This window comes from Bradyrhizobium sp. Crot121, assembly GCF_059512385.1.
Genome location: NZ_JCAMOR010000011.1, coordinates 50,267 through 69,338 on the forward strand (window position 1 = coordinate 50,267; position 19,072 = coordinate 69,338).

General features: G+C 61.5%; 17 protein-coding genes and 1 pseudogene. 15 read left to right on the top strand and 3 right to left on the bottom strand.

The features are described from left to right. Positions 1 to 68: 68 nt before the first annotated feature. From urtA to AC5ZGW_RS13010, 7 genes are all read left to right on the top strand, one after another. On the top strand, positions 69 to 1,331 hold the full coding sequence (urtA, locus tag AC5ZGW_RS12980; protein WP_130222335.1) for an urea ABC transporter substrate-binding protein: 1,263 nt from the start codon (positions 69 to 71) through the stop codon (positions 1,329 to 1,331). 120 nt (positions 1,332 to 1,451) lie between these two features. Then, on the top strand, positions 1,452 to 2,378 hold the full coding sequence (urtB, locus tag AC5ZGW_RS12985) for an urea ABC transporter permease subunit UrtB (RefSeq protein ID WP_130222337.1): 927 nt from the start codon (positions 1,452 to 1,454) through the stop codon (positions 2,376 to 2,378). 19 nt (positions 2,379 to 2,397) lie between these two features. Next, complete coding sequence (gene urtC / locus AC5ZGW_RS12990; RefSeq protein WP_130222339.1) at positions 2,398 to 3,537, top strand: urea ABC transporter permease subunit UrtC; 1,140 nt, start codon at positions 2,398 to 2,400, stop codon at positions 3,535 to 3,537. A gap of 9 nt (positions 3,538 to 3,546) precedes the next feature. Continuing rightward, positions 3,547 to 4,302 (top strand): urea ABC transporter ATP-binding protein UrtD, encoded by a 756-nt coding sequence (gene urtD / locus AC5ZGW_RS12995; RefSeq protein WP_130222341.1) that lies wholly within the window; start codon positions 3,547 to 3,549, stop codon positions 4,300 to 4,302. A 197-nt stretch (positions 4,303 to 4,499) separates the two neighbouring features. Beyond that, positions 4,500 to 5,189 carry an urea ABC transporter ATP-binding subunit UrtE gene (gene urtE, locus AC5ZGW_RS13000; RefSeq protein ID WP_130222343.1) on the top strand — a complete coding sequence of 230 codons (690 nt, stop codon included), beginning with the start codon at positions 4,500 to 4,502 and terminating at the stop codon, positions 5,187 to 5,189. 30 nt (positions 5,190 to 5,219) lie between these two features. Beyond that, a complete protein-coding gene (fmdA, locus tag AC5ZGW_RS13005; protein WP_130222345.1) occupies positions 5,220 to 6,449 on the top strand; it encodes a formamidase in 1,230 nt (409 codons plus the stop codon). Positions 6,450 to 6,535: 86 nt separating this feature from the next. Further along, positions 6,536 to 6,877, top strand: coding sequence for an FmdB family zinc ribbon protein (locus AC5ZGW_RS13010; RefSeq protein WP_028163087.1), 342 nt, complete (start codon positions 6,536 to 6,538; stop codon positions 6,875 to 6,877). A gap of 7 nt (positions 6,878 to 6,884) precedes the next feature. Here AC5ZGW_RS13010 and AC5ZGW_RS13015 read toward each other — a convergent pair whose 3' ends face one another. Continuing rightward, positions 6,885 to 7,487, bottom strand: a complete 603-nt coding sequence (locus AC5ZGW_RS13015; protein ID WP_130222347.1) for a phasin family protein — start codon at positions 7,485 to 7,487, stop codon at positions 6,885 to 6,887. Positions 7,488 to 7,773: 286 nt separating this feature from the next. On the opposite strand from AC5ZGW_RS13015, the gene AC5ZGW_RS13020 reads away from it, so the two are divergent. The 3 genes and pseudogenes from AC5ZGW_RS13020 to AC5ZGW_RS13030 all read left to right on the top strand — a co-directional run. Then, on the top strand, positions 7,774 to 8,076 hold the full coding sequence (locus tag AC5ZGW_RS13020) for a hypothetical protein (RefSeq protein ID WP_130222349.1): 303 nt from the start codon (positions 7,774 to 7,776) through the stop codon (positions 8,074 to 8,076). Positions 8,077 to 8,260: 184 nt separating this feature from the next. After that, complete coding sequence (locus AC5ZGW_RS13025) at positions 8,261 to 9,331, top strand: glycoside hydrolase family 88/105 protein (RefSeq protein WP_130222351.1); 1,071 nt, start codon at positions 8,261 to 8,263, stop codon at positions 9,329 to 9,331. A 107-nt stretch (positions 9,332 to 9,438) separates the two neighbouring features. Then, positions 9,439 to 9,570: pseudogene (locus AC5ZGW_RS13030) on the top strand (PfkB family carbohydrate kinase); the annotation flags it as partial. Between the two features lie 362 nt (positions 9,571 to 9,932). Here AC5ZGW_RS13030 and AC5ZGW_RS13035 read toward each other — a convergent pair. Then, entirely contained in the window at positions 9,933 to 10,991 is a 1,059-nt protein-coding gene (locus AC5ZGW_RS13035; RefSeq protein ID WP_245474481.1) for a LysR family transcriptional regulator, read from the bottom strand. Positions 10,992 to 11,182: 191 nt separating this feature from the next. On the opposite strand from AC5ZGW_RS13035, the gene purU reads away from it, so the two are divergent. The 4 genes from purU (at position 11,183) to AC5ZGW_RS13055 (ending at position 15,729) form a co-directional block, all read left to right on the top strand. After that, on the top strand, positions 11,183 to 12,055 hold the full coding sequence (gene purU / locus AC5ZGW_RS13040; RefSeq protein WP_130222353.1) for a formyltetrahydrofolate deformylase: 873 nt from the start codon (positions 11,183 to 11,185) through the stop codon (positions 12,053 to 12,055). Positions 12,056 to 12,074: 19 nt separating this feature from the next. Further along, on the top strand, positions 12,075 to 13,355 hold the full coding sequence (locus tag AC5ZGW_RS13045; RefSeq protein ID WP_245474465.1) for an aminomethyl transferase family protein: 1,281 nt from the start codon (positions 12,075 to 12,077) through the stop codon (positions 13,353 to 13,355). Between the two features lie 9 nt (positions 13,356 to 13,364). Then, positions 13,365 to 14,273, top strand: a complete 909-nt coding sequence (locus tag AC5ZGW_RS13050) for a bifunctional 5,10-methylenetetrahydrofolate dehydrogenase/5,10-methenyltetrahydrofolate cyclohydrolase (RefSeq protein ID WP_130222355.1) — start codon at positions 13,365 to 13,367, stop codon at positions 14,271 to 14,273. Positions 14,274 to 14,373: 100 nt separating this feature from the next. Further along, positions 14,374 to 15,729: an MFS transporter gene (locus AC5ZGW_RS13055; RefSeq protein ID WP_165435008.1), complete on the top strand. Its 1,356-nt coding sequence runs from the start codon at positions 14,374 to 14,376 to the stop codon at positions 15,727 to 15,729. A 223-nt stretch (positions 15,730 to 15,952) separates the two neighbouring features. Here the strand turns inward: AC5ZGW_RS13055 and AC5ZGW_RS13060 are convergent, their stop codons facing one another. Continuing rightward, positions 15,953 to 16,294, bottom strand: coding sequence for a hypothetical protein (locus AC5ZGW_RS13060; protein ID WP_165435009.1), 342 nt, complete (start codon positions 16,292 to 16,294; stop codon positions 15,953 to 15,955). Between the two features lie 545 nt (positions 16,295 to 16,839). Here AC5ZGW_RS13060 and AC5ZGW_RS13065 point away from each other — a divergent pair. Beyond that, positions 16,840 to 19,053 carry a TonB-dependent receptor gene (locus AC5ZGW_RS13065; protein WP_245474466.1) on the top strand — a complete coding sequence of 738 codons (2,214 nt, stop codon included), beginning with the start codon at positions 16,840 to 16,842 and terminating at the stop codon, positions 19,051 to 19,053. Positions 19,054 to 19,072: the final 19 nt, after the last annotated feature.

Consider the following 19,072-nt stretch of genomic DNA (forward strand, 5'->3'; position numbering starts at 1 on the left):
GTGCGCTGCACAAATCTGGGCAATCCTCGCCTGACCATTAAGCGCGTTCTCGAACCACTGGGGTGCTCATGTCAGACGAAAAGAAACCGGGCCTGAAGTCGCCGCTTCGGCGCAAGCTACTGATGGGAATGGCGGCGCTGCCGGCCATCTCGATGCTTCCGCGCGCCTCGTTCGCAGAGGGTCCGGCAACGTCCGCGGTCAATACCACTGGCCTTGCCGTCACCGATAGCGAAGTGACCGTCGGCATCCTGCACTCCGTCACCGGCACCATGGCGATCTCGGAGACCGGATCGGTCGAAGCGGAAAAACTGGCAATCGAGCAGATCAATGCCGCCGGCGGCGTGCTCGGCCGCAAGATTAAGTTCATCCAGGAGGACGGCGCCAGCGACTGGCCGACCTTCGCCGAGAAGGCGAAGAAGCTCCTCGTCAACGACAAATGCGCCGCCGTGATGGGCTGCTGGACCTCGGCCTCACGCAAGGCAGTGCTGCCGGTTTTCGAGCAGTATAACGGCATGCTCTACTACCCGACCTTCTACGAAGGCCTCGAGCAGTCCAAGAACGTGATCTACACCGGCCAGGAAGCCACGCAGCAGATCATTGCGGGGCTGGACTGGGTCAACAAGACCAAGGGCGCCAAGACGTTCTATCTGCTCGGCTCCGACTACATCTGGCCGCGCACCTCCAACAAGATCGCGCGCAAGCACATCGAAGGCCATTTGCAGGGCGCCAAGGTGGTCGGCGAGGAGTATTTCCCGCTCGGCCACACCCAGTTCAACTCGGTCATCAACAAGATCAAGCTGACAAAGCCCGACGTGATCTACGCCATCATCGTCGGCGGCTCGAACGTCGCGTTCTACAAACAGCTCAAGGCGGCCGGCATCGACCTCTCCAAGCAGACGCTGCTGACGATCTCGGTGACCGAAGACGAGATCGACGGCATCGGCGGTGAAAACATCGCAGGCGCCTATGCCTGCATGAAGTATTTCCAGTCGCTCGACAATCCCAACAACAAGGCCTTCGTCTCTGCCTTCAAGAAGATGTGGGGCGAGAAAACGGTGATCGGTGACGTCACCCAGGCTGCCTATCTCGGCCCGTGGTTGTGGAAGCTGACGGTGGAGAAGGCCGGCAGCTTCGACATCGACAAGGTCGCGGCGGCCTCGCCGGGCGTCGAGTTCAAGGGCGCGCCGGAAGGCTATGTCCGTATCCACGAGAACCATCACCTCTGGTCGAAGACGCGCGTCGGCCGCGCCAAGGCGGACGGCCAGTACGAACTGATCTACGAGACCGCCGATCTCGTCGAGCCCGACCCGTTCCCGAAGGGCTATCAGTGAGAACGCGCCTCGGCTGAGCGCTTCTCCCAACTCGCAAGCGGCGTGGGCCGGTCGGCCCACGCGATCGCCAACGCACGCGCCAAGCGCGGGCGCAGGCCTGACCCATGCAGAGGACGGATCATGTTCGGAGACTATTCGCTCAGCGATCTCGGCGCCATCTTCGCGATGCAAGGCTTTGCCGGACTGATCCTGTTCTCGGTCTACGTGCTGATGGCGCTGGGGCTCGCCATCATCTTCGGCCAGATGGGCGTCATCAACATGGCCCATGGCGAGTTCATGATCCTCGGCGCCTATGTCACCTGGATGACGTCGAGCGCCTTCCAGCAATATCTGCCCGCGCTGTTTCCCGGCTATTTCTTCGTCGCGATGTCGTTGGCGTTCATCGCCTCCGGCGCGCTCGGCATGCTCGTCGAATGGGCGTTGATACGCCATCTCTACAAGCGCCCGCTGGATACGCTGCTTGCGACCTGGGGCCTCAGCCTGATCCTGCAGCAGGCCTATCGCTCGGTGTTCGGCGCCCGCGAGGTCGGCGTCGAACTGCCGGAGTGGATGATGGGTTCCTGGCAGACGACCGACGCGATCCAGATTCCGATCAACGGCATGTTCGTGATGGGGCTGACCGTCCTGATCACCATCGTGGTCGCCTATGTGCTGTTCTGGTCGCGTTGGGGACGTCAGGTCCGCGCCGTCGTGCAGAACCGCGTGATGGCCGGCGCCGTCGGCATCAACACCGAGAAGGTCGACCGTTACACTTTCGGCCTCGGCTGCGGCATCGCCGGCATCGCGGGCTCGGCCTTCACCATGATCGGCTCCACGGGACCGACCGCCGGCCAGCTCTACATCGTCGACACTTTCCTCGTCGTCGTGTTCGGCGGAGCGGCCTCGCTGGTCGGCACCATCGCGTCCGCCTTCACCATCTCGCAGGCGCAGTCGACCATGGAGTTCTTCCTGTCGGGCTCGATGGCGAAGGTGCTCACCCTGTTGGCGATCGTCGCGATCCTGATGATGCGGCCGCAGGGACTGTTTGCACTCAAGGTCCGCAAATAAGAACAAGCAGGCTCTGGTCATGATCATCAACTCGCGCTTTTTGAATCGCTCCGAGCTGATCGGCTTCGTCGCGCTCGCGCTACTCCTCTTCGTCATCCTGCCGCTGTCGCTGGATATCTTCCGCCTCAACCTGGTCGCCAAATATCTCACCTACGCCTTCGTCGGAATTGGCCTCGTGCTGTGCTGGGGCTATGGCGGCATTTTGAGCCTGGGGCAGGGCGTGTTCTTCGGCCTCGGTGGCTACTGCATGGCGATGTACCTGAAGCTCGAGGCCTCCAGCGTCGAGAACACCAAGATCCAGTCGACACCGGGCATTCCCGATTTCATGGACTGGAATCAGCTCACGCAGCTCCCCTTCTTCTGGAAGCCGTTCCACAGCTTCCCGATCACGCTGATCGCGATCATCCTGGTACCCGGCATCTTTGCCTTCATCATCGGCGCGGCGATGTTCAAGCGGCGCGTCGGCGGCGTCTATTTCGCGATCATCACCCAGGCGATCGCCGCGATCATGACCATCCTGATCGTCGGACAGCAGGGCTACACCGGCGGCATCAACGGCATCACCGACCTGCGCACCTTACACGGCTGGGACATTCGCACCGACCATGCCAAGTTCATCCTCTACTTCATCGAGGTCGTGCTGCTGTTCGCCTGCATCATAGCCGCACAGTTCATCCGCCTGACGAAGCTTGGCCGCATCCTGGTGGCGATGCGCGAGCAAGAGGACCGCGTCCGCTTCTCCGGCTACAGCGTCGCCAATTTCAAGATCTTTGCCTTCTGCGCCGCCGCGATCTTCGCCGCGATCGGCGGCGCGATGTTCACGCTCGAAGTCGGTTTCATGTCGCCGTCTTTCGTCGGCATCGTGCCGTCGATCGAGATGGTGATCTACACCGCCGTTGGAGGCCGGATGTCGATCTTCGGCGCGGTCTGGGGTTCGCTGCTGGTGAACTTTGCCAAGACCAGCCTGTCGGAATCCTTCCCGCAGCTCTGGCTGTTTGGCCTCGGCGCGTTGTTCATCGCGGTCGTGCTCGCGTTCCCGAACGGGCTCTCAGGCATCTGGCAGGACTATGTCCAGCCGCATATCGACCGCCTGCTGGCCTCGCGGAAATCAAAACCCGGCAACGGCTTCCCAGTCGCCGACGGCACACCGGCGGAGTGAGGAGTGGTCATGCTCATCGGTCATCAGCCCAAGGATTTCCTGCTCGCGGTCTCCGGGCTCACCGTTTCCTTCGACGGCTTCAAGGCAGTCAACGATCTCTCCTTCTATGTCGAGGACAACGAGATCCGCGTCATCATCGGCCCCAACGGGGCCGGCAAGACCACCGTGCTCGACCTGATTTGCGGCAAGACCAAAGCCACGTCAGGCTCGATCCAGTTTCGCGGCAAGGAGCTGACGAAACTACGCGAGAACGAGATCGTGCAGGCCGGCGTCGGCCGCAAGTTCCAGACGCCGTCGGTGTTCGAGGACCTCACCGTGTTCGAGAACCTCGAAATCTCCTTCCCGCGCGGCCGCACCGTCTTCGGCTCGCTCACCTTCCAGCGCGACGCCACCGTGAAACAGCGCGTCGAGGAAGTCGCCGAGATGATCTTCCTGAAGGACCGCCTCGACACCTACGCCGACGAGTTGAGTCACGGCCAGAAGCAATGGCTGGAGATCGGCATGCTGCTGATCCAGGATCCGGACCTCCTGATGCTGGACGAGCCTGTCGCCGGCATGAGCGTATCCGAGCGCGCCAAGACCGCCGAACTGCTCAACCGCATCATCAAGGGCCGCTCCGTGCTCGTCATCGAGCACGACATGAAGTTCGTCGAGGACATCGCCCACAAGGTCACCGTGCTGCACCAGGGACAGATCCTGTCCGAGGGAACGATGGAGCACGTCAAGAACGATCCGAAGGTCATCGAAGTCTATCTCGGACATTGAGCATGACGTTTCGCATAGCCGCCGCCACGCGCACCGTCGACCTCTCCCCAGCGGGGAGAGGTCGGATCGCATCGAAAGATGCGATCCGGGTGAGGGGGCTCGCGCTCTCGTGGGACCTGATTCCCTCACCCGGCGCTACGCGCCGACCTCTCCCTACGGGAGAGATGAAGAAAAGCATCCGGCTCTAGGAGGCGATCATGCTGGCAATCTCCGAACTTCATGTCGCTTATGGCCAGAGCGAGGTGCTGCACGGCCTCAACGTCTCGGTCGCGCCCAACGAGATCGTGGCGATCATGGGCCGTAACGGCATGGGCAAGACCACGCTGATGAAGTCGCTGATGGGCATTCTGCCGGCCAAGAGCGGTTCGGTGACCATGGACGGCACCGAGCTCAACAAGCTCGAAAGCTATGAGCGGGTGGCGAAGGGGCTTGCCTATGTCCCGCAGGGCCGCATGATCTTCTCCACCATGACGGTGAAGGAGAACATCGAGACCGGCCTCGTCGTGCGCGGTGAGTCCGAGGTGCCAGGCGACATCTACGAGCTGTTCCCGGTGCTGCTCGAGATGAAGAACCGCCGCGGCGGCAATCTGTCCGGCGGTCAGCAGCAGCAGCTCGCGATCGCCCGCGCGCTCGCCACCAAGCCGAAAGTGCTGCTGCTGGACGAGCCGACTGAAGGCATCCAGCCCTCGATCATCAAGGACATGGCGCGCACCCTAAAGCGCATCCGCGACGAGCGTGGCCTCTCGATCGTCGTCTCCGAGCAGGTGCTGAGCTTTGCCCTCGACATCGCCGACCGTGTGCTCGTCATCGAGAACGGCGAGATCGTCCGCGACGATCCGCGCAATGCCGTCGATGCCGCGCAGATCTCGAAGTATCTGTCCGTCTAACCAAGGAAAGTGAAAAAAGGGGAGCTTTTGATGCCAGAGACACTCATCAAGGTCGATCTCACCAAATCGGCTTACGACAACGACATGGTGCATAACCGCTGGCACCCGGACATTCCGATCGTGGCATGGGTTAATCCCGGCGATGACTTCATCATCGAGACCTATGACTGGACCGGCGGCTTCATCAAGAACAACGATTCCGCCGACGACGTGCGCGACATCGATCTCTCGATCGTGCACTTCCTGTCCGGTCCGATCGGCGTCAAGGGCGCCGAGCCCGGCGACCTCCTGGTGGTCGATCTGCTCGACGTCGGCCCGCTGAAGGAGAGCCTGTGGGGCTTCAACGGCTTCTTCTCCAAGCAGAACGGCGGCGGCTTCCTCACCGATCATTTCCCGCTGGCGCAGAAATCGATCTGGGACATCAAGGGTCTCTACACCTCCTCGCGCCACGTGCCCGGCGTCAATTTCGCCGGCCTGATCCATCCCGGCCTGATCGGCTGCCTGCCGGACCCGAAGATGCTCGCGACCTGGAACGCGCGCGAGGCCGAGTTGATCGCGACCAACCCGACCCGCGTGCCCGGACTCGCCAATCCGCCGTTTGGTCCGACCGCGCATGGCGGCCGTGCCAAGGGCGACGTGAAGGCCAAGATCGGCGCGGAAGGTGCACGCACCGTGCCGCCACGCGAACATGGCGGCAATTGCGACATCAAGGACCTCTCGCGCGGCTCGAAGATATACTTCCCGGTCTATGTGCCCGGCGGCGGCCTCTCGATGGGTGACCTGCACTTCAGCCAGGGAGACGGTGAGATCACCTTCTGCGGCGCGATCGAGATGGCCGGCTGGCTGCACATCAAGGTCGAAATCATCAAGGACGGCGTCGCGAAGTACGGCATCAAGAATCCGATCTTCAAGCCGTCGCCGATCACGCCGAACTACAAGGACTTCCTGATCTTCGAAGGCATCTCGGTGGACGAGGCCGGCAAGCAGCATTACCTCGATGTCCACATCGCCTATCGCCAGGCCTGCCTCAACGCGATCGAGTATCTGAAGAAGTTCGGCTACTCCGGCGCGCAGGCCTATTCGATCCTCGGCACTGCGCCGTGCCAGGGTCATATCTCAGGCGTGGTCGATGTGCCCAATGCCTGCGCCACGCTGTGGCTGCCGACGGAGATCTTCGATTTCGACGTGATGCCGTCGTCGGCCGGTCCGATCAAGCACATCACGGGCGACATCCAGATGCCGATCTCGCCGGACAAGTAGCTCCCTGCACGATGGATGCGGGACGACGCGTATTTGCCGCCCCGCATCCGCCGCGCAACGTCAGTCCGACCGCGCAAGGAAACAAAATGCCCGTCTACGAATATCTCTGCAACGAGTGCGGCCCGTTCAAGGACATGCGGCCGATGTCCGAATGCGACCTGCCGCAAGACTGCCCGCAATGCGAAGCGGAATCGCCGCGCGTCATCCTGACCGCCCCGAGCTTCTTCTGCATGCCCTCCGATAAGCGCAAGGCCCACGCCACCAATGAGCGCAGCGCGCACGCGCCGAAGACGCTCGACCAGTACAAGGCCTCACACGGCCCCGGCTGCGGCTGCTGCTCCGGCAAGAAGCCGGCGCGCTTGGTGACGAAGAGCAAGACCGGCGCCAAGGGCTTTCCGACCGCGCGCCCCTGGATGATCAGCCATTAGAACTTAGTTAGTGGCGCGTTGCGCGCAGCTCCAGTGTGGTTTGGGTGATCCTGGCGACGAACCCTTCGAAGCCCAAGACTCTCTGCCTGGCCAATTCGCCGTGGAGTTTGCTGATTTTCTGCGACTCGGCGATGAAAGTCTCGAAAGCCTGCTTCGCGAATTCCGTCTGAAGCTCGAACACCTTGTCGAGCGAGCGGACGGCCGCGAGCTTCTCCAGGAAGGACAAGGTCTGGTTCAGCGATTTCCTGGTGTAGTCGCTGTAGGCATCGGCGATCGTTGCAACGCTGACGGCGACGGGCTCGGCCGCTACGGTGGGGAGGGCGTGGACGGTATCAGTCGCGGAAGCCTCAACCGAAGCGCTTTCGATCGACGCGACCGGTGCGCTGATCGGCTCGTTGAACTGGATCTCCTCGCTGATCTGCTCAGGTTCACTGATTTGTTCACTGATCTGTTCCTGGGCGCCCTCCAGTTGGACCGCCACAGGCGCCGGCTCGGGAACTTGTCGTGCGCGGGCTTCCTTGCTCGGCTCGACCTTCTTGCGCTGCTGTCCTGCCTTCCCCTTGCGCTGGCTGGATTTTCCGACCGGTTTATTCCCATCCGCACTCAACATTGGAATCGCTCCGGATCTCAAATATCAACTAAGCTGGAAGCCTCCGCCATCTTTGCGCTGGATTCGCGGTTGGGCTTTGTTCTTCGCGTGGCAGTCATGTGGTGACATTTGGAAGGAGGAGCGCCAGCGGCCATCTCGTGCCCATTTCGGGCTGCGTTGGGCACGGGAACGTTTATTCTCTTAAGCACGGTGCACATACTGGGTAGCCACCGCGGCGCCGCCATTGGGGCCCAATGGAGGTCGCGCGAGTTCTCCGTGGGTCAATGGTCCAGTAGGGGAGTTGGTAATGCGGCGATTGAGGGGGCGGCGAAGGTTCAATTCTTTGACGACGCTGGCGGTTGAGGCCAATCATGTGATTGCGCTGCGGCTGATGAAGCTGATGTTGGGTGGCAGCGGGGCCCGGCGCGAAGCCGAACGCATGATTAGCGAAAAGATCGATGCGGCCGTCGAAGCCGGCACAAGGTTGATGACTGGAGCTTCGGGAGATGAAATAGTTCGTCGGTATCGACGGCGCGTCGCAGCGAATGCGAAGCGGCTCACCAAATCGAACTTGGGTCCCCTAAAACGAACACGGCGCCGACGAAAGTAATCGGCGCCGACCAATCGACGCCATGCGCGTCTCGTGGCGCAAACCGGATTTTCGCAAGCCGTCCCACTGCTGCAAAGGGCTAAAAGCGATGTTACTGTTACGATAGCGCTGTGCCGTCGCGCCGCGGTACGATCCGCCGATGGGCCGATGATAGTCAGTAGTTAGGAACGTCAGGAGCGGGAGCATGAAGGCAGTTGCACTGATGGCCATCCTGCTCACTGCTTCAGTTGCGCCGGAAACCGTGCGCACTACGGCCCAGCAAGTCGCGAGCTGGCAAATGTCGCACTTTCATGAAGTACCCCAGGCGGCTGAGACAGATTGGACACGCGCCGCCTTCTATATCGGTCTCGCAAGATGGGCCGCGACACCAGGTCAGATGAAGTACTTCGACGTGATCCGAGAGCTTGGAGAGCGCACCGATTGGCAGATCGGCAACAGCGACTGGGCGCCCCCGATCTACCTTGCGGACGATCATGCCATCGGGCAGGTCTACATTGCCGCCTATGATCATTTCGGCGATCGACGCATGATCGAGCCGACCGTGCAGCGGCTGGAATACATCCTGCAGCACCCGCCACAGGTCTCGCTCGAATTCGACAACGCAAAGTGCCTGCAGCGATGGTGCTGGTCTGACGCCATCTTCATGGGGCCGGCGACCTGGTTCGGCATTGCGCGCATCCAGAAGGACCAGCGCTTCCGTGACTATGCCGACAGGGAATTCTGGGCCACGAAAGACTTCCTATTCGATAGCCAGGAGCGCCTGTTCTACCGCGACAGCCGCTTCATCGGGAAAACTGGCGCGCATGGCGAAAAGATATTCTGGGGCCGAGGTAACGGCTGGGTACTCGCTGGGCTTGCCAACATCCTACGAGAGCTTCGTCCCGGCGACCCGCTACGCGAGAAATACGTCAACCTGTTCGTCGAGATCGCAGATCGCGTAGCGAGCCTGCAGCGCCCGGATGGCTTCTGGTCCACGTCGTTGCTCGCTCCGCCCGAGGTCGGCACTCCGGAGTCCAGTTGCACTGGATTGCTGACCTACGGCCTGGCCGCCGGGGTGCGGATGGGATTTCTTGACGCAAGGCGGTTTAGTCCAGTGATTGAACAAGGCTGGCGGGCTCTGGCATCGGCGACGGTCAACGGCCGGCTCGGCCGTGTGCAGCAGATTGGCGACAGGCCGGACGCCGTTCAGATCGCGGACACCCAGCTCTACGGGTCTGGCGCGCTCTTGTTGGCTGCATCTGAACTGGTCCACTGACATCTACTTTCCTCCGCCGGTGCGGCGGGTCCAGATTCCAATTTGAGTGGCGCTCGGCATGTCGTCGATCGGCTGTTCCCGCCCGCGACTGGCGTGAGAGCGGCCGCCTGCACCGCCAGGCCGCCTTTGCCGTCGACGTCGTCGACACCACCGGCGCGGGCGACGTCTTTCACGGCGCCTATGCGCTTGCGATCGGCGTCGGCCTCGATGTGCGCCAGGCCATGGCGTTTTCGGCAGCGACGGCTGCGCTGAAAGGATGGCCTCGCCGTGCTCGAGCGTCTCAACGATCTGACGACGGCCAAGGGAACCCCGTGGAAGGCTCGCTTTCCGGTGTTCACCGACATCAAGCAAGAGGGCGACTTCGCGCGCGCCTACTGAGACTACGCACAGTCCGGTCTTGATCGCGAGATCCGAGACCTGACATCGGTCGAGCTGTCCTCATCTAGAGCATGATCCGGAAAAGTGGACACCGGTTCTCCGAAAAAGATCATGCTCATACAAAGAGCTAGAGCGGGATGACGATTCGAAGAAAAGTCATCGCGCTCTAACGGCGCACGGCCAGACTGAGGGATCGGCTGTCATTCACGATAGCGTTCGTAGATCACCGACGCAGCGACGTGCCTTCGGACAGTGACCGCCCCGCGATCGCGGGCTCCGCGGCCTTGGCACGGGACTTGGCATAATCGGCCGACATGGCCAGCGCGGGATCGCGGTGACGCAACTCCTCGGCCACGATCGATTGAAGCCAGCGGACGGCGGGTTCGTTGTCCATCCGGCGGTGCCAGTGCTGCTTCAATTGGATCAGAGGTATGGAGACCGGCGGTGGCAGAAGCTTGAGACCCGCGTCTGCGTACCAGGCCCCGAGCGAGAACGGTACGGTGGAGATCATGTCGCTCGTCGCGATCAATTGCGGCACGCTCATGAAATGCGGCAAGTGTAGGACGACCCGGCGCTGCAACTTGAGTTCCCGGACCCGCCTTTCGAATATCTCCTGACTACGCCCCTGCTGGTTCACGACGATATGGTCCGCCGTGAGAAACTGCTCAAGCGACAGGGTGTCACCGATCGTCGGATGGTCCTTTCGAACAATGCAGGTGAAGGGGTGATCGAAGAGGTCTTCGGTCACGATATTCGGGCCGACGAGGTCCGGAAAGTAGCCTATCGCCAGATCGATCTCGCCATTTTCGAGCGCGTCCTCCAGCTGTTCGTGGGACGTCGGTACGCATCGCAGGCCTGCTCCGGGAGCCATCATGCGTATGCGTTGGAGGATCGGCGGGATGAAGATCAGAACGCCGATGTCCGAGGTCGTGACCGTGAATACGCGGTCACTCTCTTCCGGTACGAAGCGTGGCTTGCGCAGTATCTGCTCGTCGACCGTCGAGAGCACTGTTCGCACCGCTTCGGCGATCGATTCCGCAAATGGCGTCGGCCGCATTCCGCGCCCTGTCGACAGAAATAAGGGATCGCCAAAGAAGTCCCGTAGCTTTCGCAGGCCAGCGCTGGCCATCGGCTGGCTCATTCCAAGCTGACGAGAGACCGCCGACAGGTTCTGGGCGCGGAAGAGCCCGTCGAGCAGGAGAAGCAAGTTCAGATCGAGCCGTCTGATATCCATAATGCTGATAGCTTGTATTGGATAATACCGGATTTTCAATGGCGGCATTCTGCGCAATGGTGCCTCTGTAACGTCCCGTAGAGGCGACTTTGGGAGTGAAATCAGAGGCGTAGCCCCCCGGGAGGCTCAGGCCTCTCAGCCACACTTTCTCGGTCCACCTCTCATTCTTCAAACATCCGCTCACCTTACGTCGGTGCCCCTGGAATCGATCGCCCGTGGCTGCGAGGAATCGCCCGCTTATGCACGCTGAAACTGCATCGAATACGCAATATATCCTTACCCTGTCGTGTCGCGACGTGCCGGGAATCGTGGCCGATGTCTCGCGCTGCCTGTTTGAAAACGGCGGCAATATCGTCGAGGCCGCGCAGGTCGACGAGACCGTAAGCGAACGCTTCTTCATGAGGATCGGCGTCACTCTCTCAGAAGGGGGCGCGAAGGCGGCGCGGCGCGGAATCGAGGCGATCGCCCGGAAATTCGGAATGGAATGGAAGCTCCGGTCCCAAGCCGAACGCAAGCAGGTCCTGCTGTTCGTCTCCAAATTCGATCACTGTCTTGGCGATCTCTTGTACCGCCATCGGCTCGGCGAGCTCGACATGGACATCGTCGGGATTGTCTCGAACCATCCGCGCTCGGCGCTCACCGTCAGCCTGGTGGGCGATATTCCGTTCCATCACCTTCCGGTCACGAAGGAAACGAAGATGGAGCAAGAAGCGCAGATCAAGGCGCTCGTCGAGGAGACGAAAGCCGATCTCGTCGTCCTTGCGCGCTACATGCAGATCCTCTCCGACGATCTTGCGCGCCATCTCCATGGCCGCTGCATCAATATTCATCACAGCTTTCTGCCGGGATTCAAGGGAGCCAGGCCCTATCATCAAGCGCACGCGCGCGGCGTGAAGCTCATCGGGGCGACCGCGCACTTCGCAACGAGCGATCTCGACGAGGGTCCGATCATCGAACAGGACGTCGAACGAGTCAGCCACCGCGACACGCCGGAAGATCTGGTCCGCAAGGGGCGCGACATCGAGCGCCGGGTCCTCTCGCGCGCGGTCCATCTCTTCCTCGAGGACCGCATCATCATCAACGGCGAACGGACCATTGTTTTCGCCAACTGAGCAGAACGGAGAACCATCAATGCTCACACCCAAGGGCATGCGCAGGACGCCCGAAGGCTACTTCACCTCGCGTTGGGGCCTTCCCGAATATACCGACTGGATCGACGAGAGCATGTCCTGGAAGGAAACCTGCGCGCTCGGCGACTGGTCGTTCCTCTGGGAGCGGCGCTTCAAGGGACCCGATGCGCTGAAGCTGTTCTCGGACACCTCCGTCAACAGCTTCCAGAAGTTCGACATACGGCAGTCCAAACACGTCGTCCATACCACCAAACAGGGAAAGGTCATTGCGGAGGGAATCCTCACGCGCCTGTCCGACGACGAATTCATGCTGTTCGGGCGCGGCACGTTCTGGGTCGACTACGTGCGTCGCCACGGCGACTACAACGTCATATCCGCAGCCGACGACTGGTTCAATTTCCAGGTCCAAGGGCCGACGTCCGTGGCGCTGCTTGAGAAGGTCTCGAAGCAGTCGCTGAGGGACGTGAAGTTCATGCATTCGGGCGAGATCGAGATCGCCGGCTGCAAGATGCTCGCGCTGCGACAGGGTATGTCGGGCGAGATCGGTTTCGAACTGCAAGGCCCCATGGAGCAGGCTGCGGCTGTCTACGACGCTATTGTCGCCGCCGGCCAGGAGTTCGGCCTCCGCCGCATTGGCGGCCGGGCGATCTTCATCAACCACCTCGAAGCGTGCTTCCCGACGATCGTAACTGACTACATGCCTGCGATCTTCGATGAGGACATGAAGGACTATCAGGACGAATTCCGCGCAGCGATGCCGGGCTTCGCGTCCACGTTCAACATCGCCGGCAGCTTCCAGTCCGATGACATCCGGGCTTGGTACCGAAGCCCGGTCGAACTCGGCTGGGGCAAGAACATCAAGTTCGACCACGAATTCATCGGGCGCGCGGCCCTCGAGGAAGAAGTCGCCAATCCGCGGCGCGTGATCCGCACGTTGGTCTGGAACGGAGACGACGTGGCTGATGTCCACGCCTCGCTCTTCCAGAAGGAGCGGGAGCCCTACCAGTACATGGAAATGCCCCGCGACCAGCGCGGCTTCATGTATGCCGACCGCGTGCTGGGCGGCAGCAAGGACGTCGGCGTGACCACGTCGCGGGGATACAGCTACTTCTTCCGCGAGATGCTGTCACTGTGCACCATCGACGTCGATCATTCCGAGATCGGCACCGAAGTCGTCGTGGTCTGGGGCGAACCCGGACGTCGGCAGAAGCACATTCGCGCGAAGGTGGCTCCGGCGCCCTACAAGAAAGACAACCGGCGCTCCGACCTTTCCAAGGTCTGAACCGCAACCATGACCGCGCGCATCATCGACGGAAAGGCGCTCGCTGCCGAGGTTCAGAAACAGGTGGCCGAGGGCGTGGCCGCTCTCGTCGGCGGTGGCGTGGCAGTACCGGAGCTGGCCGTCGTGCTGGTCGGCTACGATCCTGCCAGCCACGTCTACGTCTCGAACAAGGTGCGGCAGACCGAAGCCGTCGGCATGCGGTCACGTCGGTTCGTGCTCGATGCGAACACGACAGAGCGACGGCTTCTGGATCTGATCGAGGAGTTAAACCGGGACCCGGCGGTGAATGGCATATTGGTCCAGTTTCCGCTGCCGCCCCACATCGATACGGCGCGCGTTGTGACCGCCATCCGTCCAGACAAGGATGTCGACGGATTCAATCCGTTGAACGTGGGACGGACTGCGGCCGGCATGCAAGGAGCCTTGGTTCCCTGCACGCCTCTCGGCGTGATGCGTCTGATCAAGTCGGTGCACGACGACATTGCGGGGCTAGGAGCACTCGTTGTGGGCGCGTCGAACGTTGTCGGCCGTCCGATGGCGCGGCTGCTGTTGCAGGAACTGTGCACGGTCTCCATTGCGCACATCCGCACGACCGACCTCGAGCGGCGATGCAGGGAAGCGGACATCCTCGTGGTCGCGACCGGCGTTCCTGGTCTGGTCCGGGGTCAGTTCATTAAGCCGGGTGCGACAGTCATCGACGTCGGCATCACCCGCATCAAGTCTGAGACAGGCGCCGAAAGGCTTGTCGGCGACGTCGCCTTCGACGAGGCGATCGACGTCGCCGGCGCGATCACGCCCGTGCCCGGTGGCGTCGGGCCGATGACCGTCGCCTGTCTGCTCGCCAACACTTTGAGCGCCGCCCAAATGGAAGCCGCCCGATCGCAGGCGGCGGGAATCGACAGGATGACCGCCGTCTGACCGGAGCCTCTGGCGAGAACAGCAAGGGCTTGCGAAGCCGCGTCGCGTGGCTTCCAGGAAGAAAAATTCGAAGATCCATAACAAAAGGGGGAGAAAGAACGTGACGACACAGGTCTTGGAAACGACAAAGCAGCCAGTCATCGACATCGGATCACTGGCCGAGGAGGGGGCGTGGAGTACCTCGCGAAAGCAGGTGCTGCTCCTGTGTGCGCTCGCCATCATTCTCGATGGTCTGGACAATCAGATTCTCGGATTCGCCATACCATCGATGATCAAGGAGTGGAGCGTCACGCGAGGCGATTTCGCGCCGGCCCTCGCGCTTGGCTTCGTCGGCATGACGATCGGCACTCCGATTGGAGGCATCGTCGGAGATTGGCTTGGACGCAAGGTGGCTCTCATCGCGTCGGTCTTTCTGTTCGGTGCGGCAACTCTGGCAATCGCCGCCGCACATGGCGTGGGTGAAGTCAGCCTGTGCCGTTTTCTGGCGGGCCTCGGGCTCGGCGGCGCGCTTCCGGCTGCGACGGCCCTGATCGCCGAATTCACCCCTAAGCGAAACCGCAGCCTGTCCGTGATGTTGGGGATCGTCTGCATTCCGATCGGCGGTATGATCGGCGGCCTGCTCGCCGCCCAGCTCCAGCCCGAGTACGGCTGGCGCATGTTGTTCGTGGTTAGCGGCGTATTGCCGATGATCGTCGCAGTGATCCTTGTGTTCGCGTTACCTGAATCTCCGCAGTACCTGTTGGCGCGTGGCGCAGATACGAAGAAGGTGGCGAAATCCGTGCGGATTCTCGACAAGACCGCTGCGGCGTCCAGCGTCTTCGTCGATCGGCGCGATGTCGGGGGTGAACGCGCATCGGTCACCGCGCTGTTCATTGCCGCCCTCCGTCGCACGACAACGGCGCTTTGGATCGCATTCTTCTTCTGCCTGTTGCCGGTTTACGTCCTTTATGCGTGGGCTCCCACTCTCCTGACCGGCAAGGGCTTTGACGTGCAGACGGCGAGCTTCGGCCTGGCGCTGTTCAACTTCGGCGGCGTCGGTGGTTGTATCGTTACCGGGTGGGCGATCGGCCGATACGGTTCGCGGGTAGCGATCCTGACGGTCGCTGGTGCGGCGACCGTCGGCGCGGCGATCCTGGCATCGATACCGCTGTCGACCGAAACCCAACCATTGCTGATGGCACTTCTATTTATCGAAGGCTTCTGTCTGCTCGGCGCGCAGGGCTCGCTGTACGCGCTGGCCGCCTACGTGTACCCGACGAACGTTCGATCGACCGGCGTTGGTGCTGCGGCCGGCTTCGGTCGAGCGGGGGCTATCGTCAGCGCATATGTCGGCACCTTCGCCCTGAATTTCGGTGCAACCATGTTCTTCGCCGTCATCGCCGGGTGTGTGGCCATTACGTTCGTGGCGGTGGCGATCATCGACATCCATCAGCCCGCGCTGCGGGCCGAACCGTAGCGATCTCGCGTCTGAAGGAGCCATCGAGAAGCGAGTATCGACCGCCGCCGGGCTCACCAAGGTCGACAGCGGTCGACGCGCGACCGGTCTTCGCGCTAACTCGTGAGGAGCTGCGAATCAACGGCAAGTACCCGCGAGTATCCATTTAGTGTGGCCCATTGCGGAAGAAAACATGACGTCTGGCGGCTTCACGATCGGCTCGATCCGGGCGATTCTGCTATCGCTATCCTTTGGCGACGCCGGTGGTGATGTCGTTCGCCAAGATGTTGAACCGTCCGGCCGTCTTCATTTGCGCAATCGATGAAGACGGCGTCGAGGGGAGAGGGAGGCCTGGTCGAACTTTCCCGCACCCGGCGCCGGGCATCGCGCCCGGCTCGTCAATGAGGTGCTCGCGCCCGCGATCGTCGGACGCAAATTCGAGAGCCTGCGCAAGCCTTCGAAATGCGCCGATCTTCAGCCTCGTCCATTTAGCGGTAGTGGTCTGGGCTACGGATTCGCAAGCGCCGATAAGATCAATGAATACGCACAGGTCCTGGGAATTGAGGCGACGGCGCTTGACGCGCAACAGTCAGTCCATGACGAGGTTTAAAGCGTTCCTGAAGAAGCGAGGCCTATTGCGTTACCGCTTCCAGGAAAAGCATGGCTCTCTGGCGAAAGCACTCTCGTCTATCTTTCCCGTCAACTTCAACAGCACTGACTTAGAATCTTCCAAAGTACCTTTGGAATACTTCCAAACATAGTGTCGCTGACTCGAGTCGATCGATGATCGAGACATTCTAAGTCGCACCGCACGCATTTGCGTTGCAGTCACGATAGCGTCTCTCTAAAGAGGCGGTGCAGATCGCCAACAATCCGAAGTTGCACATGAGGACGTAGGCAACCAGCCCGGAATGCGCATTTGCGGGGGAGCTGATTCACCGGTCGTAAGTGTCGGCCGAGCTCGGACGCAGAGAGCGGATTTTCGATCCATGGTCGTTGAAGCCCGGTCGTGGAGCCATTTCACGTTGGGCGATGTGCTGTTTGATGAGGGGCTTTCTGGAAATGCGACGTGCAGGTGAGGTTGGGGCGGTAGTTCGCTTTGGTGCGACACTGCTAGGTGGAGTGGCGTTGATGGCGTGGTTCGAATCGCCCGCTCAATCCCAAACACCGCAAGGCGGCAACTCCCTTCCTCCCATTACTGTCGATGCTCCGACGCAACGGTCGGTCCGCAGCGCGCCGACCAAACGAAATGCCGCCCGGGTCCGATCAACTTCACGGCGCCCCACGGCGCCTAGCGCCCCGCAAACCGAAACCGCTGTCGTGCAATCGCAGCCGTCGCAGCCGGGTGTCGTGCCCGCCTTTGCGGGCGGCCAGGTCGCTCAAGGCGGGCGGCTGGGACTGCTCGGAAACGCCGACACAATGAAGGCGCCGTTCAATCTGACGAGCTACACGGACAAATTCATCCGGGATCAGCAGGCGGCGACGGTTGCGGATGCCTTGATCCTGGATCCTTCCGTGCGCAGTTCCCACCCAACGGGAGGTACGGTCGATTCCTTCAACATTCGCGGCTTCCCAATTAACGAAGGCAATAGCGGTGAGTTCGCCTTCGAGGGCCTTTACGGGATCGCGCCGAACTACCGCATATTCACGGATTACATCGAACGCATCGAAGTGCTCAAGGGTCCCTCAGCTGCGCTCTCAGGGATCGCACCCAACGGCGGCGTCGGCGGCGTCATCAATGTTGTGCCTAAGCGTGCGGGAGAAGACTTGACGCGCTTCACCGCGGGTTACGGTTCGGCCGCACGGTTGGGCGGTCACTGGGATATTGCGAGGCGCTACGGCGACAGCAAGGAATGGGGCGTGCGCACCACCGGCAGCCTGCGCGACGGCGACACGCCCATTGACCGCCAGTCCGAAACGACGGGTGTCGGATCGCTGGCCCTCGACTATCAGGGCGAGCGCTTCAGGTCCTGGCTCTATCTCATCGCCCAGACCGATCGGTTCGACGCGCCGTCACGTCCTTTCCTCATGGCTCCCGGCCTACAAGTGCCGAACGCGCCGGACGGTCGGCTGAACGTGACGCAACCTTGGGAATGGTCGCGCATCAACGATCAGTCTGCCTTGTTGCGCACCGAATACGATGTAACCGATCAGGTGACGTTGTTCGCTGACGTCGGCGGATCGCGGACCGATGTCGAGCGATTCTTCGGTCTTCCGACGATCATCAATACGAGCGGCGACACGACTTCGACGCCCCAATTCTTCGGGCTTAGCGTTGATCGATACACATATGATGGCGGCGTCCGCGCCCGCTTCGATACCGGCTTCGTCCACCATGCGGTCGCCTTCCAGGCCTCCCTCTATCATGACGCGTTGAACCGGCGGCTCACCAATGGCAGTCTGGTCGCGTCGAACATCTACAATCCGACCGTGGCGCCAACTCAGTTCGCAAACGAGATCAGCGGGCGCCCCCCGCTCTCGGACAGTGAACTCACGGGGCTCTCGATTGCTGACACCTTATCTGTGCTGAATGAGCGTGTCCTGTTGACTTTGGGTGTCCGGCGCCAGGGCATCGAAGCGAACAACTATCTTTCCAATGTCGGAACACTGACGTCGTCCTACGACAAGAGCGCGACCACTCCCGTGGTCGGCCTCGTCGTCCGTCCCTGGGACAACGTCTCTCTGTACGCGAACTACATCGAAGGTCTAAGCCGGGGCGATGTTGCGCCGCAGACCGCTTCCAACTTCGGCGAAGTGCTCCCGCCCTACATCGCCAAGCAGTACGAGGCCGGCGTCAAGGTGGATTTCGGCCGGCTTGCAACCACCTTCAGCGCTTTCCAGATATCGAAGGCGAGCGGCGAGCTGTCCGCCGGGCGCTTCGCGGCGACCGCCGAACAGCAAGTCCGTGGGCTCGAGTTCAACGTCTACGGTGAACTCATGCCCGATATTCGTGTCCTCGGAGGCTTCTCGCTGCTGGATGGCACCCTGACGAAGACCGCCCTCGCGGCAAACGTGGGCAACACGCCAATCGGCGTTCCGAACGTGCAGGCCAATATTGGAGCCGAGTGGGATCTCCCGTGGGTGACCGGGCTCACTTTGAATGGGGCAGTCATCTACACGGGCAAGCAGTTCGTCGACACAGCGAACAAGCAGCCGATCCCGGATTGGACGCGTCTCGATCTCGGTGCCCGCTATACGACGGCGATCAACGGCAGGAGGACGGTTTTCCGCGCGAACGTTCAGAATGTGACCGGTACGAATTACTGGTCGAGCGTAGCCTCATTCGGAACGTTCTTCCTGGGAGCACCGCGCACGTATCTCCTGTCGATGACCGTGGACATGTAATCGCTGCTCTTGCAGTTTG

Coding starts and splice junctions, on each gene's coding strand:
- urtA (WP_130222335.1), top strand. CDS start 69: ATGTCAGACGAAAAGAAACCGGGCCTGAAGTCGCCGCTTCGGCGCAAG.
- urtB (WP_130222337.1), top strand. CDS start 1,452: ATGTTCGGAGACTATTCGCTCAGCGATCTCGGCGCCATCTTCGCGATG.
- urtC (WP_130222339.1), top strand. CDS start 2,398: ATGATCATCAACTCGCGCTTTTTGAATCGCTCCGAGCTGATCGGCTTC.
- urtD (WP_130222341.1), top strand. CDS start 3,547: ATGCTCATCGGTCATCAGCCCAAGGATTTCCTGCTCGCGGTCTCCGGG.
- urtE (WP_130222343.1), top strand. CDS start 4,500: ATGCTGGCAATCTCCGAACTTCATGTCGCTTATGGCCAGAGCGAGGTG.
- fmdA (WP_130222345.1), top strand. CDS start 5,220: ATGCCAGAGACACTCATCAAGGTCGATCTCACCAAATCGGCTTACGAC.
- AC5ZGW_RS13010 (WP_028163087.1), top strand. CDS start 6,536: ATGCCCGTCTACGAATATCTCTGCAACGAGTGCGGCCCGTTCAAGGAC.
- AC5ZGW_RS13015 (WP_130222347.1), bottom strand. CDS start 7,487: ATGTTGAGTGCGGATGGGAATAAACCGGTCGGAAAATCCAGCCAGCGC.
- AC5ZGW_RS13020 (WP_130222349.1), top strand. CDS start 7,774: ATGCGGCGATTGAGGGGGCGGCGAAGGTTCAATTCTTTGACGACGCTG.
- AC5ZGW_RS13025 (WP_130222351.1), top strand. CDS start 8,261: ATGAAGGCAGTTGCACTGATGGCCATCCTGCTCACTGCTTCAGTTGCG.
- AC5ZGW_RS13035 (WP_245474481.1), bottom strand. CDS start 10,991: ATGCCGCCATTGAAAATCCGGTATTATCCAATACAAGCTATCAGCATT.
- purU (WP_130222353.1), top strand. CDS start 11,183: ATGCACGCTGAAACTGCATCGAATACGCAATATATCCTTACCCTGTCG.
- AC5ZGW_RS13045 (WP_245474465.1), top strand. CDS start 12,075: ATGCTCACACCCAAGGGCATGCGCAGGACGCCCGAAGGCTACTTCACC.
- AC5ZGW_RS13050 (WP_130222355.1), top strand. CDS start 13,365: ATGACCGCGCGCATCATCGACGGAAAGGCGCTCGCTGCCGAGGTTCAG.
- AC5ZGW_RS13065 (WP_245474466.1), top strand. CDS start 16,840: ATGGCGTGGTTCGAATCGCCCGCTCAATCCCAAACACCGCAAGGCGGC.